Source organism: Trinickia soli, from assembly GCF_002879855.1.
Classification (GTDB): Bacteria; Pseudomonadota; Gammaproteobacteria; order Burkholderiales; family Burkholderiaceae; genus Trinickia; species Trinickia soli.
Genome location: NZ_PNYB01000012.1, coordinates 1 through 14,301 on the forward strand (window position 1 = coordinate 1; position 14,301 = coordinate 14,301).

Here is a 14,301-nt window from a genome sequence, read left to right on the forward strand (position 1 = left end):
GTCATGATTCGGCTCCTGTTGAAGAACGAGGCGGATTGCCTCATTCGCCAACATAAAGCCGCGTGACCGGCCTCTCCCTGACCTCCAGCGCCGGACCGTAGCCCCTACCGCGCGAGCGGTTTAGTCCGCCGACCCATTGCCGACAGTCGACCCAGTGTCGCATCTGCGTCGGCTTTCAACGTACAACGGTCGCTCGTCGACTCGCATAGGCCGATTACCTGAACCGCGAATCGGACGACCTACCGAATCTGGTAGACAAAACGCTGTCGACCACCCGCCGCTTCGATGCACTCAAGGTATACATGATGTTGCGGGCGCTGGGCTGTGAGGCGATGGGGGCCATGGTCGACCATCTGTTGGCTCAGACGCGGGCCATCGCAGAGAAAATTCGCAATAGTACTCAGTACGAACTCTTGGCCCCGCCGCGGCTTTCCACCATTTTGTTCCGGTACGTCGTCGGCGATTCGCGCGTATCCATCGACGAATTCAATCGCGGCCTGCGCTCGGCACTGCTGCAGAAGGGCGTCGCGGTGCTGGGCGAAACGGTTGTAAATGAACAGGTGGCACTCAAACTCACCATATTGAATCCGTGTTTGCGCGAGGCCGAGTTTGACGAACTACTGCAGCTGATTTCCCACTTTGCTGAAAGTCGGCGGGACGAGATCATCAGGACAGGAACGTCTCGCACAAAGATGGCGTCGGCAGATTGCCTAGCGGGTGGCGTACTCGCATGAGGAATTTGACCGAGGTATGCAATAGATCATAAATCGCAGCGTTTAACCAGACTGGAGAGCAGACGCAAATGCCCGAAAAGTGCGATGGTCGACTCAGCATTTGCGCCCGACACGAATTTCCGCGCGCATATTTTTTCGGCATCTGGCGACCAGCTTAAAGAGTACGTATAATTGCGCACCTTATTTTGATCGAATCGGATAACAGACCATGAATGAACGATCTGCTGTACCGCCGTCCGCCCGCACTACCATTCGTCGCTTGCCTGAACTCGCCAATCACGACCGGGCAACATTTTATAGTATTTTAGATGAATCTTACGTCTGCCACATTGCTTTCTCAGCGAACAACGACACGCACTGCATTCCAACCGCTCACTGGAGAAAGGATGATTATCTATATATCCATGGGTCCAATGGAAGCCGCCTAATAAAATCTCTAGCCGCTGGCGTACAAACCTCCGTTGCAATTACATTGCTGGATGGTTTGGTTTTGGCCAAGTCGGCATTTAGCCACTCGATGAATTACCGATCTGCAGTTATTTACGGACACTTTGAAATCGTGCAGGGTAGCGCAGAAAAGCTCGAAGCATTGGATGTTTTTATGGATAAGATTGCTATGGGCCGCAAGGAAGAGGCGCGGCGCGGCAATTCCAAAGAAATTGCCGCCACCAATATACTTCGGATTTCTCTCACGGAAGTTGCGGTAAAGATCAGTGACTCTGGCCCCTCTGACAAGGACGAGGACATCGACCTCCCCGTTTGGGCGGGAATCCTGCCGATGAAAATGACCCGCGGATCCCCAGTTCATAACGAAAACAATAAAGATGTAATCATACCGGATTATGTAAAAACTTGGGCCGATTGACTTGCTAGGGCAGCCAGAACCAAAGTGCGCCAAGTAAAAAGGCGGGCGCTAAGGTGCAGTGGGCATCCAGCGAACGCCGTACAACCACTCCTGCTTTTCAGAACATACCAGAAGGTAAAAATAATGGCGATAGATCAGCAAGGGCTGTATCAGACAGTTACTGACATGTACACCATGGTAGATAGGGAATTGGGTGGGCGTCACCAGCCATTTCTCAATTATGGATACGATTTACGGTCTGGACTTGCCATGGAACAGCAAGATGCTGCTTTTGACATTCATGCGCAGCTCTACCATTACGTACTGCGCACGGTTGATGTTCATGGAGCTGATGTGCTGGAAATTGGCTCCGGGCGTGGCGGTGGTAGTTATTATATCAAGCAGTATTTGGGCGCCAAAAAGGTCGTGGGCATTGAATATCTGCCTCAAAACGTGAGTGCGTCTCGTGATAGCTTTGGTAGCGTAAATAATCTTGAGTTTTATCAGGGTGATGCCAGTAATCTTGATATCGAAGTAAGTTCAGTAGATGTTGTAGCAAATATCGAGTCATCGCACTGCTATCCGAATTTAGAGCGTTTCTTTGAAGAAGTGTACCGCGTTCTGTGCAATGGCGGAAGTTTTTGCTATGCGGATCTGATGACGCCGGACATGAATGAACAGGTCAAGCAGATTACGGCTATGCTGCCCTTCGAATTGACCAAGGTAGAGGATATAACGGATGGTGTTGTTGGCGGTTTGACCCTCGCCAACCAAAGAAAACTGTCTCTGATCCATGAGCTAGATATTAGTGAAGAACGTAAGGCATGGTGGATCAACGAATGGGCATGTGTTGGAACGCCAATCTGGCAAGATCTGCAAAAAAGAGATTTGATGTATATGCATTATGTTTTTAAAAAGATGTGATGTTCACTCGCGGCAAACCTCGGATGCAAAATTCATTACGTGGATCGAGAGCGAGCGAAAACCGAACGAGGCCGGCCCACGGGCCTGACCTTGCCCCTGTTTCGCGAATCCCATAGCCGAGAGATTTATGCGGCTCGCCCCTGTCGGGGTCCTGTCGAGCGGCGAAAGCAGCGTAGAGGGCGGCCATGGTAATTGACAATCTACAGCCCTGCGAGTATCACAGTGCAGCGTGTAGCGCGGGCAGAGCGCTGCGGGACCATGCCACGCAAGCTGCGTATCCAGCCGGCGCCTCGAACCAGACCGCATCGAACGCCGTGACGGCCGGGAGCGAGACCTCAGCGGACTCACTTGGCGTGCCAATCAGGTGGACGTCCGGCGCGTCGGACGAGTTGCCCAGTACCGAGAAATGCGTCATTTCTATCGCAATCCCTACCCCGAGCGCCTTCAGCAACGCTTCTTTGGCGGTCCAAGCATCGTAGAAGACATCGCGGTGACGATGCTCGGGTAGCGCCCTCAGATGGGCCTCGTCTGCGGGAGCGAGAACGGCAGGAGCAAGCGATTGCCAATCTAGGCCCGTCTGCTGCGCCTCAATGTCAACGCCAACGCGGCGCTTGCGCGAAAACGCCAGGAGCGCGTGTTCTCCCGAATGCGACACGTTGAAATCGACGCTTTCCCGGGCGAGCCTGTGCGCGAGCCGTGGCCGACCATGGATGTCGCGCTCGAGACTTAACCCTCGGGCGGGCGCTGCCAGGCGGGTGCCGAGTAGTTCGCGAAGCGCAGCGCGCGTTGCCGCATACCTCATTGCGTCCTCGTGCCGTACAAAGCGTGCGGCGCTTGCGCGTTCGTCGTCGGTGAGGACATCGAACGCTGACGAATCTAGGCGTGCCCGAAACTCGAACGTGACGAGGATGACTTCGACGCCAGCCGCGCTCGCGCGCGGCACGTCAACAGGACTCGTCCAAAAGGCGGGTCGATCAGAAAATTTGGTCAATGCGGCTCGGCATGAGTCGGCGTGAGCGCCGATTACGGGCTAACAAAATTGCGTCGCCCATTATCCCTGCAGAAGGTCGGCCGGGATTCGCAAATATGCGAAGCTTCGCATATAGCAGAGGTTTTTTGGGCTTGAGTAGCCGCCCCGCCCGATCATTGGGAGCTTTTAGGGGGCAGTGGTCGAGCGGCTTGTAGAGCCATCTGAGAAGCCGACTTTTCGCGACCCGGTCCCTGCCCCGCAGAAATTGGAGTTTTTCAACACAATCGGCCGCAACGTGCCTCTTCAGACTGCCCCGAGTCGGGGACGGTCGCCAAGGCGCCCAATCAGCCGTTATCTGCATTTGTTATGGAACAGTGGAAAGGGTTCGATCAGAAACTAATTCGAGTGTAGCCGTGTAACACGCCGCTCGCAGCGGGTCCCTGACCGAAGAGCGGGGAACGCGACCGAAGGCTTGGGCTCCGTCGGAAACTGCATCTCCCAGGGAATTTTCCAGGCTCGCGCCGGTCTCCTGAGAAATGCGCACGCTTTGATCGCGCATGACATCGACGAATGCGACAGATCATGAACACGGCAAGTTTCGATCGACTCGGTGCTGTCGGACAAGCTCGCCGTTTATGCCGCTAACGCCAAGGGGATCTATCGCGAAGCTTGATCGATATCGAATGCACCTCATGCATACACTGCCGCAGCAGCGAAGGAGAGCGCCATGACGCAACGATTCGAAGCAATCATCATCGGCACCGGGCAATCCGGCCCGCCGCTCGCGGCGCGGTTATCCGGCGCCGGAATGAAGGTCGCGATAGTGGAACGAGCGCGGTTCGGCGGGACGTGTGTGAACACCGGCTGCATCCCTACCAAGACGCTGATTGCCAGCGCCTATGCGGCTCACTTGGCGCGGCGCGCTGACGAATTCGGGGTGGCTGTGGGTGGGCCGGTCACGGTCGACATGAAGCAGGTTAAAGCACGGAAAGACCGGATTTCCGCGCACTCGAGCCAAGGTGTCGAGCAGTGGGTCCGCGCTCTTGAAAACTGCACGGTCTATCGCGGCCATGCCCGCTTCGAGAGCGCGCATGTCGTTCGCGTCGACGATGAATTGCTGGAGGCCGACCGGATATACATCAACGTCGGCGGCCGTGCGCTTATCCCCTCCATGCAGGGTCTGGACCAAGTTGACTACCTCACGAACTCGAGCATGATGGACGTGGACTTCGTGCCGGAACACCTGATCGTCGTGGGTGGCAGCTATGTGGGCCTCGAGTTCGGCCAGATGTACAGGCGCTTCGGTTCCCGCGTAACGATCGTGGAGAAAGGCGCGCGCCTGATCGCACGCGAGGATGAAGATGTCTCGCAAGCGGTGCGGGAGATATTGGAAAGCGAGGGGATCGACATCCAGCTCAATGCCAACTGCCTCACCGTGCGACGTGACGCAGGCAACGTGGTTGTGGGGCTGGATTGCGCCACCGGAGCCCGCGAAGTCACAGGCTCGCATTTGCTCCTCGCTGTCGGGCGCGTCCCCAACACTGACGATCTCGGGCTCGACCGGGCGGGCGTCGAGACCGACGCACGAGGGTACATCAAGGTGGATGAGCAGTTGCGCACCAGTGTCCCGAACATCTGGGCACTGGGCGACTGTAACGGTCGAGGCGCGTTCACGCATACGTCGTACAACGACTATGAGATCGTGGCGGCTAATCTTCTCGACAATGACGCGCGCAAGGTTTCAGACCGAATCTCGGCATACGCCATGTTCATAGACCCTCCGCTTGGCCGCGCTGGTATGACGCAAGCGGAGGCGATGCAATCGGGACGCAAGCTATTGGTTGGCACGCGCCCGATGACGCGCGTCGGGCGCGCCGTGGAAAAAGGCGAAAGTAAAGGCTTCATGAAGGTGATTGTCGACGCTGAGACCGAGCTGATTCTGGGCGCCTCGATCCTGGGTGTCACCGGCGACGAGGTGATTCACTCCCTGCTCGACGTGATGTATGCGAAGGCGCCGTATCGCACGATTAGTCGTGCGATGCACATCCATCCGACCGTCTCCGAACTCGTGCCGACGCTGTTGCAGGAGTTGCAGCCTGTGGGATAGGGCGTGCCGTGCGTGTTCGACGCTGTATCGAACGTCACCTCAAAGACGCCGAACAGCCGTCACATACTCCGCAACGCAAACCGCTTCAATTTCCCCGTTTCCGTACGCGGCAACGCATCGATGAACCGAATCACGCGCGGATACTTATACGGCGCCACCGTCCGCTTGACGAAGGCTTGCAGCTCGGCAACGAGCGCATCGTCCGCCGCATATCCCGGCTTGACGACTACAAAAGCCTTCACCACTTGCCCGCGCTCCTCATCAGGTGCGCCGATCACACCGCATTCGGCCACGGCCTCGTGCAGCATCAGCACGCTTTCCACTTCAGGCCCGGAAATGTTGTAGCCCGCCGAAACGATCATGTCGTCGGCGCGCGCCTGATAGAAGACGTATCCATCGGCGTCGACATACACCGCATCGCCCGGTAGATTCCAACCGTCGCGCACGAACTTCTTCTGGCGCTCGTCCGCCAGATAGCGGCACCCGGTGGGCCCGCGCACCGCGAGCTTGCCAATCGTGCCAACCGGCACCGGATGCATATCGTCATCGACGACCTCGATGACATACCCTGGTACAGCCTTGCCGATCGCATGCGGGCGTACCTCGTCGCCGGCCGACGAGATGAAGATATGAATCATCTCCGTCCCACCGATGCCGTCGATCATCTCGATGCCCGTCGCTTTGCGCCAGAGTTCACGCGTCGAATCGGGCAGCGCTTCGCCCGCCGATACGGTCTTCCTCAAGCTGGAGATATCGAAGCGCGGCACCAGTGCGGCCATTTGCCGATAGAACGTCGGCGCTGTGAACATCGTCGTCGCATGAAATCGCTGCGTCGTGCGCAACAGCGTTTCGGGTGTGAGCTTTTCGATCAACACGGTCGACGCCCCAACGCGCATCGGAAAGCACAATAGCCCGCCAAGCCCGAAGGTAAACGCGAGAGGCGGCGTGCCGCAAAACACGTCGTCGGCGGTCGGCTTGAGAATGTGCCGTGGAAACAAATCGCACATCGCCAGCACGTCGCGATGAAAATGCACGCACCCCTTCGGCGCGCCCGTCGTCCCGCTCGTAAAAGCGATCAGGCAAACGTCATCCGCGGCCGTATCGCAAGCCGTGAATTGCGCGGGCTTGCCCGCAGCCAGCGATTCCATCGAGCGCGGCGCGTCGCTATGAAACACTCGCACGTCGGTAAGATCGGCGCAGTAGAACTCGTCGTTCTCGTCGTCGCATCGGTCGAGTTCTTCAATGAGGCGCGCATCGCAAAGCGCTGCGCGAATCTGCGCTTTATCGATGATCTGCTTAAGCTCCTTCGCTCGCAGCAGCGGCATCGTCGGCACGACGACCAACCCCGCCTTCAGGCTCGCAAGGAACGCTACCGCCATCTGCAGCGTATTCGGCCCGCGCAGCAACACACGGTTGCCCGGTACCAAGCCCATGTCTGCGACCAGCACATGCGCCCAACGATCGACCATCGCGCGCAGCTCGTTATAGGTCGTTCCTCGAGGCGTATCGTTCACCTCCGACCAAATCGCTACCCGGTCGCCGTGTCCCGCGGCGATCGTGGCGTCGAGCAACTCCGTCGCACAGTTGAATCGCTTGGGGTAGGAGACATCGGGTTGATCGAGCAGCAAGACGGGCCATTGATCTTGCGGCGGCAGATGGTCTCGCGCAAACGTATCGACATGGGCTGACGGTTCCATGGCTCGCTCCGGTTCAGTCGGATATCACGGCGGTGGCTTCGATTTCTACTTTCGCTCGGTCTTCGATGAGGGCGGCCACCTGCACCGCGCTCATGGCGATGTCGTAATCGCCGATCAAATCGCGAAACGCCTGCCCGACATCGCGAGCCGAGGCCAGATATTCGCGTTTGTCCGTCACGTACCACGTCATTCGCACGAGATGTTCGGGACGTGCCCCCGCTTCCTTCAACACCGCGACAATGTTTTCGAGTGCCTGTCGCGCCTGATCGGCGAAGGTGTCGGAACGGAATTGCCCCGTTTCGTCCCAGCCGATTTGACCGGCGATGTATACCTGCGTACCGTGAGCGGCGACGCCGTTGGCGTAACCTCGGGGCTTGGGCCAGCCCGCTGGCAGAAGTGGACGTTTCATAGCGATGGACCCTCGACTGCGGTTGTAGATGAAGACGCTGCCGCACGCGCGAGTGCGGCGCGGATGTCGTTAGGAATGCTGATCGATTCGCCGGTGTCGAGCGATGTCGTGACGAGCACTTGGTTCGCAACGAAACGCAGGCCGTCGCCACCGCGTCCGGCGATGCCGATCGAGATCGAGCGCTGCCCGACCCTCGTCAGGGAAAGCGAGAGCGAGATCGTCTCGCCCATGCGGCTCGGCCGCGCAAACTCGCATTCAAGCCGCACGATGGGAAGCCCGATGCGGCGCTGGCCGATCATCGCGGCATAGTCGATGCCGAGCGCGTCGGTGAACCAATCTTCGACGAGCGCGTTCGTCAGCGTCAGGTATTGCGGAAAGAACACGATGCCGGCCGGATCGCAGTGCGCGAAGCGAATGCGAACGGGGCGCTCGAAAGCGATGGGCGCGATCTCGTTCATCGGTGGGCTCCGTCGCGTTGCTCCGCGTAGGCTTTGAGCAAATCACGCCCAATGATCAATTGCTGGACTTCCGTCGCGCCTTCATAGATGCGCAGTGCGCGTATCTCACGGTAAAGCGTCTCAACGGGGGTGCCGCTGCAAACGCCTTGGCCCCCCCACAATTGCACGGCAGCATCGATGACACGCTGAGCACCTTCGCTCGCGTGCCACTTCGCCATTGCCGCCTCGCGCGTCACGCGCTTGCCTTGATCGCGCATCCACGCGGCGCGATAGACGAGCAGGGCGGCCGAATCGATCGTCAGCGCCATCTCTGCAAGCTTGGCCTGCGTCAACTGAAAATCGCCGAGCGTTTGCCCGAACATGCGGCGCGAAGAGGCCCGTGCAAGCCCCTCGGCCATCGCGTGTCGGGCGAAGCCCAGCGAGGCGGCGGCCACCGATGTCCGGAAAATGTCGAGCGTTCGCATCGCAAGCTTGAACCCTTCCCCAGCCGCGCCGAGCATCTGCGATTTGGCGATGCGCGCGCCGTCGAAGCGCAGGCGCGCGAGCGGATGCGGAGCGATGACGTCGATGCGCTCGGCGATCGTGAAGCCGGGCGTTTCGGCATCGACGATAAAGGCGCTGATGCCGCGTGCGCCAGGCGCTTCGCCCGTACGTGCAAAGACGACGTAAAAGTCGGCGATGCCGCCGTTCGAAATCCAGGTTTTTTCGCCGTCAAGGACGTATTCATCGCCGTCCTCTCGCGCCGCCAAGGTGAGCGCCGCGACATCGGAGCCTGCTTCGGGCTCCGACAGTGCGAAGGCCGCGATGGCTTCACCGCTCGCGACGCGCGGCAGGTACCGGCGCTTTTGCGTGTCGGTGCCGGCGAGCGAGATCGCGCCCGAGCCGAGTCCTTGCATCGCCAGCGCGAAATCGGCCAGGCCCGAATGCATGGCGAGCGTTTCGCGCAGCAAGCAGACGGCGCGCGTGTCGATCGTATCGCCGTGGCCGCCGTACGTCGTGCCGCCGACCCCGTAGCGCAACCAACCGCCTTCGCCAAGCGCCCGCACGAGCCGGCGACATTGCCGATCGACTTCGTCGCGGCCATGGGGGCCAGCCTCTAGCGGCTCGGCTCGCGCAATCAGTGCGTCTTGCGAATCGCACCATGCTTGCAGTTCGACGGCCAACTTGCGATGACGATCTTCAAAGAATGGCCAATCGAGCATGTCGGGCGAATGGGCGTTTGACATATCAGTCCCCTTCGAAGACTGGCCGCGATTTGGCGGCGAATGCGCGATAGGCGCGCTCGAAGTCGCGCGTCGCCATGCAGATCGCCTGCGCCTGCGCTTCCGATTCGATCGCTTCGTCGACGCTCATGCTCCATTCCTGATGAAGCATCTTTTTCGTGACGCCGTGCGCGAACGTCGGTCCGGAGGCGATCGATCGAGCGAGTTCGTCGGCATCGGTCAACAGCCGTTCGGGCTCGCAAAGGCGGTTGTAAAAGCCCCAGGCGAACCCTTCGTCGCCGCTCGCCGACCGACCTGTGAGCAATAATTCGGAAGCCCGTCCCTGGCCGATGATGCGCGGCAGAATCGAGCATGCGCCCATGTCGCATCCGGCCAAACCGACGCGCGTAAACAAAAACGCGAGCTTGCTGCGCGTGGTGGCGAGACGCATGTCCGAGGCCATCGCGATAATCGCGCCGGCGCCCGCGCAGACGCCGTCGACGGCAGCGACGATCGGCTGCGGGCAGTGGCGCATGGCTTTGACGAGATCGCCCGTCATGCGCGTGAACATCAACAGTTCGGGCATCGGCAGACCGATCAGCGGGCCGATGATTTCATGCACGTCTCCGCCGGAGCAGAAGTTTTCACCAGCGCCGTGAATGACGATGGCCTTTACGTCCGTTGCATAGGCGAGGTTGCGAAACAAATCGCGCAGCTCGGCGTATGAATCGAACGTCAAGGGGTTTTTGCGTTCGGGGCGATCGAGCATGATCGTGCCGACGCCGTCGGCGACACGCCATCCAAAGTGGCGCGCGGCATAGGTGGCGAGCGTCGTGCGGTTTCCCGCGCGCAGCGCATCGGCGGTGTTCGCAGCATCCGTCATTGCCTGGTTCTCCTAATCAATTACGTCGCGTCGTCGTTCGCTGAATCAACCTTTGATGCAATCGAGCAGATGCTGTTTGAGCTTGCCCAGGCGTTGCTGCATCTTGGATTTGTCGTCGATCGATAGACCGCCGAACAGCTCGACGACCCAACGTTCGTGCGCCTGTGCCATCTTGTCGAAGAGCGCGCGGCCTGCTGGTGTAAGGCGTACGGTAAATGCGCGTCGATCGCTCGGATCGACATCACGCGCGACGAGGCCTTCTTTTTCAAGCTGATCGGTCAGCCCGGTGACGTTGCCACCTGTCACCATCAGGCGCCTCGAAATCTCGCTCATCTTGAGCCCTTCAGGATGACGCTCGAGTTGCGCCATGAAATCGAAACGCGGCAGCGTCGTATCGAATTCAGCGCGCAGGCGGCGGCGCAATTCGGTCTGCACGAGGTTCGTCGTCGTCAGCAGGCGCAGCCACAAGCGAAGGCTCGTATGGCTATCGGCACCCGTGCTCATTTCGAGGTCGACTACATTCGCTGCGCGTGCTTCGCGCGGCATGGACTTCTTCTTCGTCGATGAACGTGCAGCGTCGCTCACATTACTTCTCCACCGGAGACGGATATCGATTGGCCAGTCATAGACTGCGATTCGCGCAGCGCGAGCCAGAGCACGGCACGAGCGACTTCATCGGGTTCGATGAAGCGCCTTTGCGGATTAGCGCGTTGCAGCGCGGCGCGCGCATAGTCGGTGCTGCGGCCTGTCTTCGAGACGACCTGGTCGAGCGAAGCCTGCAGCAGCGGAGTTTCCGTATAGCCGGGGCACACCGCATTGACGGTGACGCCCGTGGTGGCCGTTTCGAGCGCGAGCGCACGCGTCAAGCCGATGACGCCATGCTTCGCGGCGCAATAGGCGGTGACGTAGGCGTAGCCGATTTGGCCGGCAGTGCTGGCGACGTTGACGATGCGGCCGAAGCCACGCTCGATCATCGACGGCAACGCAGCCTGCGTGCAGAGATAGACGCCCGTCAGGTTGACGTCGAGCATGCGTTGCCACAAGCCGAGATCGGTCTTGGCGAACGGCGCGGCTTGCGCTTGCCCCGCGTTGTTGACGAGGATGTCGACGGGGCCGAATACCTCGCGCGCCGAGGCGAAGGCAGCTTCGACAGCTGCGGCCTGTGTGACATCGGCAGCCGCGCAGTGAACGGGGTGCGCTTCGCCAAGCGCTGCGCGCTGCGCTTCGAGTTTGGACGGGTCGCGGCCCATGAGCGTGACGCGCGCACCTGCCTCGACGAGTATTCGCGCGATAGCGGCGCCGATGCCGCTGCCGCCGCCGGTGACCACGGCATGCAGGTTTTGGAGCGGCAGGGTGTTTGCGACGGCGTTCATTGTGTCACCTCGGCGGCTGCGGCTACCTGTGCGGCTGTGGCGACATGACTTGCGCGTTCGCGTTCGAAATGGCGTTCGAGTTGTGCTTTGGCGGCGGCGTATTGCTTCGGCCACGCGACGTCGAAATAGCCGATCTTCGCGGCTTCGGTCAGCGTCCATGCCGGATTGGCCAGATGCGGCCGAGCGATGGCGCAAAGATCGGCGCGTCCTGCCGCGATGATGCTGTTGACGTGGTCGGCCTCGGAGATCGCGCCGACTGCGATTGTCGCGATGCCGGCTTCGTTGCGAATGCGATCGGAGAACGGCGTTTGAAACATGCGACCGTATACGGGTTTTTCCGCTTGGCTGACCTGGCCCGAGGAAACATCGATCATGTCGGCGCCCGCGGCCTTGAATGCACGCGCGATCGCTACCGCATCATCAGGCGTCGTGCCGCCGTCGACCCAGTCGTTGGCCGAAATCCGAACCGAGATAGGCTTGCCTTGCGGCCAGACCTTGCGAATCGCGCTGAACACTTCGAGCGGGTAACGTAGGCGGTTTTCGAGGGCGCCGCCGTATTCGTCGGTGCGCCGATTGGTCAGTGGCGAAATGAAGCTCGATAGAAAGTATCCGTGCGCGCAGTGCAGTTCGAGCCAATCGAAGCCGGCTTGGTCGGCCATCTGTGCGGCACGTATGAATTGCTTTTCGATTTCGCGCAACTCGTCGTGCGTGGCCGCATGCGACCACTGGCTGACGCCGGCAAGATACTGTTGCGGCGAGGCCGACACGATCGGCCAATTGCCGTCGGGCAGCGGTTGATCGATGCCTTCCCAACTGACGCGTGTCGATGCCTTCGCTCCGGCATGGCCCAACTGCATGCCGATCTTCGCATCGCTCATCTGATGGACGAGGTCGACGATACGGCGCCAGGCTTCCAGGTGTTCATCGGAGTACATGCCGGGACACCCCGGCGTGATGCGTCCTTCGGGCGAGACGCAGGTCATTTCCGTCATGACGAGCCCTGCGCCACCCATCGCCCGCGCACCGAGGTGCGCGAGGTGATAGTCGCCCACGGTGCCGTCGACAGCCGAGTACTGCGCCATCGGCGAGACGACGACGCGATTCTTGAGCGTGACATCGCGCACCGAAAACGGCGTAAACATCGGCGGAATGGATTGCTTCGCATCGCGTGCGTGCTGGATGCCGGCCTTTTGAGCAAGCCACTGCTCGAATGAACGGACATAGATTGCGTCGCGTTCGCGCAGGTTTTCATGCGAGATGCGCTGCGAACGAGTGAGCAGGGAGTACGCGAACTGCTCGGGTTCGAACGATGCATAGCGCGAGACATGCTCGAACCATTCCGTCGAATTGCGCGCGGCGTTTTGGATGCGCAGCACGTCGACGCTGCGCGTGTCGGTGTAATGCGTGAGCGCGGCGCGCAGATCGTGCGGGTGCGCATCGATGCTATCGGCCAGCGCGATGGCGTCTTCAAGTGCGAGCTTCGTACCTGAACCGATGGAGAAATGCGCCGTGTGCGCGGCGTCGCCCATCAGTACGACGGGCGTGGAGCCGCCGCCATTGCGCGGCTTGTAATGCACCCATTCCTGATTGACGACGCGCGGGAATCGAATCCATTGCGCGGAGCCGCGCAGGTGTGAGGCGTTCGACATCAACGGGTGACCGTCGAGGTACTTGGCAAAGAGCCGCTCACAGAAGGCGATGCTGTCTTCTTTGCTCATTTCGTCGAGGCCGGCGGCCCGCCACACCTTTTCTGGCGTTTCGACGATGAAGGTCGACGTATCTTCGTCGAATCGATAGGCGTGCGCTTGAAACCAGCCCCATTCGGTTTTTTCGAAAGCGAACGTGAAGGCGTCGAAGAGCTTATGTGTGCCTAGCCATACGAAGCGACAATCGCGCGTGTCGATGTCGGGGCGGAATGTTGCGGCGTATTTCTGGCGGATAGGGCTGTTGGCGCCATCGCAGGCGATGATCAGGTCGGCGTCGTAATCGTCGTCGTTCGTGACGTTCGTTTCGAAGACGAGTTTCACGCCGAGCGCTTCGCAGCGCGCTTGCAGGATATTGAGCAGACGCTTGCGCCCGATACCGCAAAAGCCGTGGCCTGAAGAACGAATCGTGCGGCCGCGGAAATGAACGTCGATGTCGTCCCAGTGGTTGAACGCATCGAGAATCATCTCCGCGCTCGGGGCATCGGCGGCACGCAGGTTTTCCAGCGTTTGATCGGAGAAGACGACGCCCCAGCCGAACGTATCGTAGGGACGATTCCGCTCGATGACGGAGACTTCATACGCCGGGTGGCGCAGTTTCATCAATAAGCCGAAGTACAGGCCGGCCGGGCCGCCCCCGATGCAGACGATGCGCATGGCGTCTCCTCGCGTGTCGATGGGGGAAATTTAGGGGTAAATAGTTTAGATGTCAAGTAAATGGTTGGGTTACTGGTTCTCCGCGGTCACGCATTTGATCCGGTGTAATAAAGTCAGTCTTGGGGCCAGATCGAGGCGATCTCGATCGAGCGCGCCAAGATCGCCGGGGAAATTCCATGCGCCTATTGCTCGTATTTCTCTCGCATCTAGGCAAGTTGCTAAAGCCGCCCAAGGGCGCCCGTACCGAGTTGAGGCGCCAGGAGGCGGCCTGGAAGCGCGGGTCCGAGAAAGCAGCGAAGACGGAGGCGGCGGCCAGGGAAAGCGCAAAGCAGATCTTGGC

At 59.9% G+C, this 14,301-nt stretch carries 13 protein-coding genes; 4 read left to right on the forward strand and 9 right to left on the reverse strand.

Going from position 1 to position 14,301, the window contains the following annotated elements; genetic code table 11:
* Positions 1-218: 218 nt before the first annotated feature.
* The 3 genes from C0Z19_RS15065 (at position 219) to C0Z19_RS15075 (ending at position 2,502) form a co-directional block, all read left to right on the forward strand.
* Positions 219-734, forward strand: coding sequence for a pyridoxal-dependent decarboxylase (locus C0Z19_RS15065; RefSeq protein WP_269844856.1), 516 nt, complete (start codon positions 219-221; stop codon positions 732-734).
* A 208-nt stretch (positions 735-942) separates the two neighbouring features.
* The gene (locus tag C0Z19_RS15070; RefSeq protein ID WP_102610647.1) at positions 943-1,599 is read left to right on the forward strand and encodes a pyridoxamine 5'-phosphate oxidase family protein; all 657 of its coding nucleotides are present in this window, start codon (positions 943-945) and stop codon (positions 1,597-1,599) included.
* A 123-nt stretch (positions 1,600-1,722) separates the two neighbouring features.
* On the forward strand, positions 1,723-2,502 hold the full coding sequence (locus C0Z19_RS15075) for a class I SAM-dependent methyltransferase (protein WP_102610648.1): 780 nt from the start codon (positions 1,723-1,725) through the stop codon (positions 2,500-2,502).
* Between the two features lie 217 nt (positions 2,503-2,719).
* Here the strand turns inward: C0Z19_RS15075 and C0Z19_RS15080 are convergent, their stop codons facing one another.
* Positions 2,720-3,493 (reverse strand): 4'-phosphopantetheinyl transferase family protein, encoded by a 774-nt coding sequence (locus tag C0Z19_RS15080; RefSeq protein ID WP_102610649.1) that lies wholly within the window; start codon positions 3,491-3,493, stop codon positions 2,720-2,722.
* Between the two features lie 706 nt (positions 3,494-4,199).
* On the opposite strand from C0Z19_RS15080, the gene C0Z19_RS15085 reads away from it, so the two are divergent.
* Positions 4,200-5,579 carry an FAD-containing oxidoreductase gene (locus C0Z19_RS15085; protein WP_102610650.1) on the forward strand — a complete coding sequence of 460 codons (1,380 nt, stop codon included), beginning with the start codon at positions 4,200-4,202 and terminating at the stop codon, positions 5,577-5,579.
* 59 nt (positions 5,580-5,638) lie between these two features.
* Here C0Z19_RS15085 and C0Z19_RS15090 read toward each other — a convergent pair whose 3' ends face one another.
* From C0Z19_RS15090 to C0Z19_RS15125, 8 genes are read right to left on the reverse strand one after another with little or no spacing between them, the layout of a single operon-like run.
* Positions 5,639-7,276, reverse strand: a complete 1,638-nt coding sequence (locus tag C0Z19_RS15090) for an AMP-binding protein (RefSeq protein ID WP_102610651.1) — start codon at positions 7,274-7,276, stop codon at positions 5,639-5,641.
* 13 nt (positions 7,277-7,289) lie between these two features.
* Positions 7,290-7,685 carry a RidA family protein gene (locus tag C0Z19_RS15095; RefSeq protein WP_102610652.1) on the reverse strand — a complete coding sequence of 132 codons (396 nt, stop codon included), beginning with the start codon at positions 7,683-7,685 and terminating at the stop codon, positions 7,290-7,292.
* Positions 7,682-8,143 carry an acyl-CoA thioesterase gene (locus C0Z19_RS15100; protein ID WP_102610653.1) on the reverse strand — a complete coding sequence of 154 codons (462 nt, stop codon included), beginning with the start codon at positions 8,141-8,143 and terminating at the stop codon, positions 7,682-7,684. Before C0Z19_RS15100 ends, C0Z19_RS15095 begins: the two co-directional genes overlap by 4 nt.
* Positions 8,140-9,369 carry an acyl-CoA dehydrogenase family protein gene (locus tag C0Z19_RS15105; protein WP_102610654.1) on the reverse strand — a complete coding sequence of 410 codons (1,230 nt, stop codon included), beginning with the start codon at positions 9,367-9,369 and terminating at the stop codon, positions 8,140-8,142. The genes C0Z19_RS15100 and C0Z19_RS15105 overlap by 4 nt, the downstream gene beginning before the upstream one ends.
* Before the next feature lies 1 nt (position 9,370).
* Positions 9,371-10,228 carry an enoyl-CoA hydratase family protein gene (locus C0Z19_RS15110; protein WP_102610655.1) on the reverse strand — a complete coding sequence of 286 codons (858 nt, stop codon included), beginning with the start codon at positions 10,226-10,228 and terminating at the stop codon, positions 9,371-9,373.
* 45 nt (positions 10,229-10,273) lie between these two features.
* The gene (locus C0Z19_RS15115) at positions 10,274-10,774 is read right to left on the reverse strand and encodes a MarR family winged helix-turn-helix transcriptional regulator (protein WP_102610801.1); all 501 of its coding nucleotides are present in this window, start codon (positions 10,772-10,774) and stop codon (positions 10,274-10,276) included.
* Positions 10,775-10,809: 35 nt separating this feature from the next.
* Positions 10,810-11,601: an SDR family NAD(P)-dependent oxidoreductase gene (locus C0Z19_RS15120; protein WP_102610656.1), complete on the reverse strand. Its 792-nt coding sequence runs from the start codon at positions 11,599-11,601 to the stop codon at positions 10,810-10,812.
* A complete protein-coding gene (locus C0Z19_RS15125) occupies positions 11,598-13,961 on the reverse strand; it encodes a bifunctional salicylyl-CoA 5-hydroxylase/oxidoreductase (RefSeq protein WP_102610657.1) in 2,364 nt (787 codons plus the stop codon). The genes C0Z19_RS15120 and C0Z19_RS15125 overlap by 4 nt, the downstream gene beginning before the upstream one ends.
* Positions 13,962-14,301: the final 340 nt, after the last annotated feature.

Bases quoted from the DNA above. Each gene is read 5' to 3' on its own strand.
- C0Z19_RS15125 (WP_102610657.1), bottom strand. From the start codon at position 13,961: ATGCGCATCGTCTGCATCGGGGGCGGCCCGGCCGGCCTGTACTTCGGC.
- C0Z19_RS15120 (WP_102610656.1), bottom strand. From the start codon at position 11,601: ATGAACGCCGTCGCAAACACCCTGCCGCTCCAAAACCTGCATGCCGTG.
- C0Z19_RS15105 (WP_102610654.1), bottom strand. From the start codon at position 9,369: ATGTCAAACGCCCATTCGCCCGACATGCTCGATTGGCCATTCTTTGAA.
- C0Z19_RS15100 (WP_102610653.1), bottom strand. From the start codon at position 8,143: ATGAACGAGATCGCGCCCATCGCTTTCGAGCGCCCCGTTCGCATTCGC.
- C0Z19_RS15075 (WP_102610648.1), top strand. From the start codon at position 1,723: ATGGCGATAGATCAGCAAGGGCTGTATCAGACAGTTACTGACATGTAC.
- C0Z19_RS15070 (WP_102610647.1), top strand. From the start codon at position 943: ATGAATGAACGATCTGCTGTACCGCCGTCCGCCCGCACTACCATTCGT.
- C0Z19_RS15115 (WP_102610801.1), bottom strand. From the start codon at position 10,774: ATGCCGCGCGAAGCACGCGCAGCGAATGTAGTCGACCTCGAAATGAGC.
- C0Z19_RS15085 (WP_102610650.1), top strand. From the start codon at position 4,200: ATGACGCAACGATTCGAAGCAATCATCATCGGCACCGGGCAATCCGGC.
- C0Z19_RS15095 (WP_102610652.1), bottom strand. From the start codon at position 7,685: ATGAAACGTCCACTTCTGCCAGCGGGCTGGCCCAAGCCCCGAGGTTAC.
- C0Z19_RS15110 (WP_102610655.1), bottom strand. From the start codon at position 10,228: ATGACGGATGCTGCGAACACCGCCGATGCGCTGCGCGCGGGAAACCGC.
- C0Z19_RS15090 (WP_102610651.1), bottom strand. From the start codon at position 7,276: ATGGAACCGTCAGCCCATGTCGATACGTTTGCGCGAGACCATCTGCCG.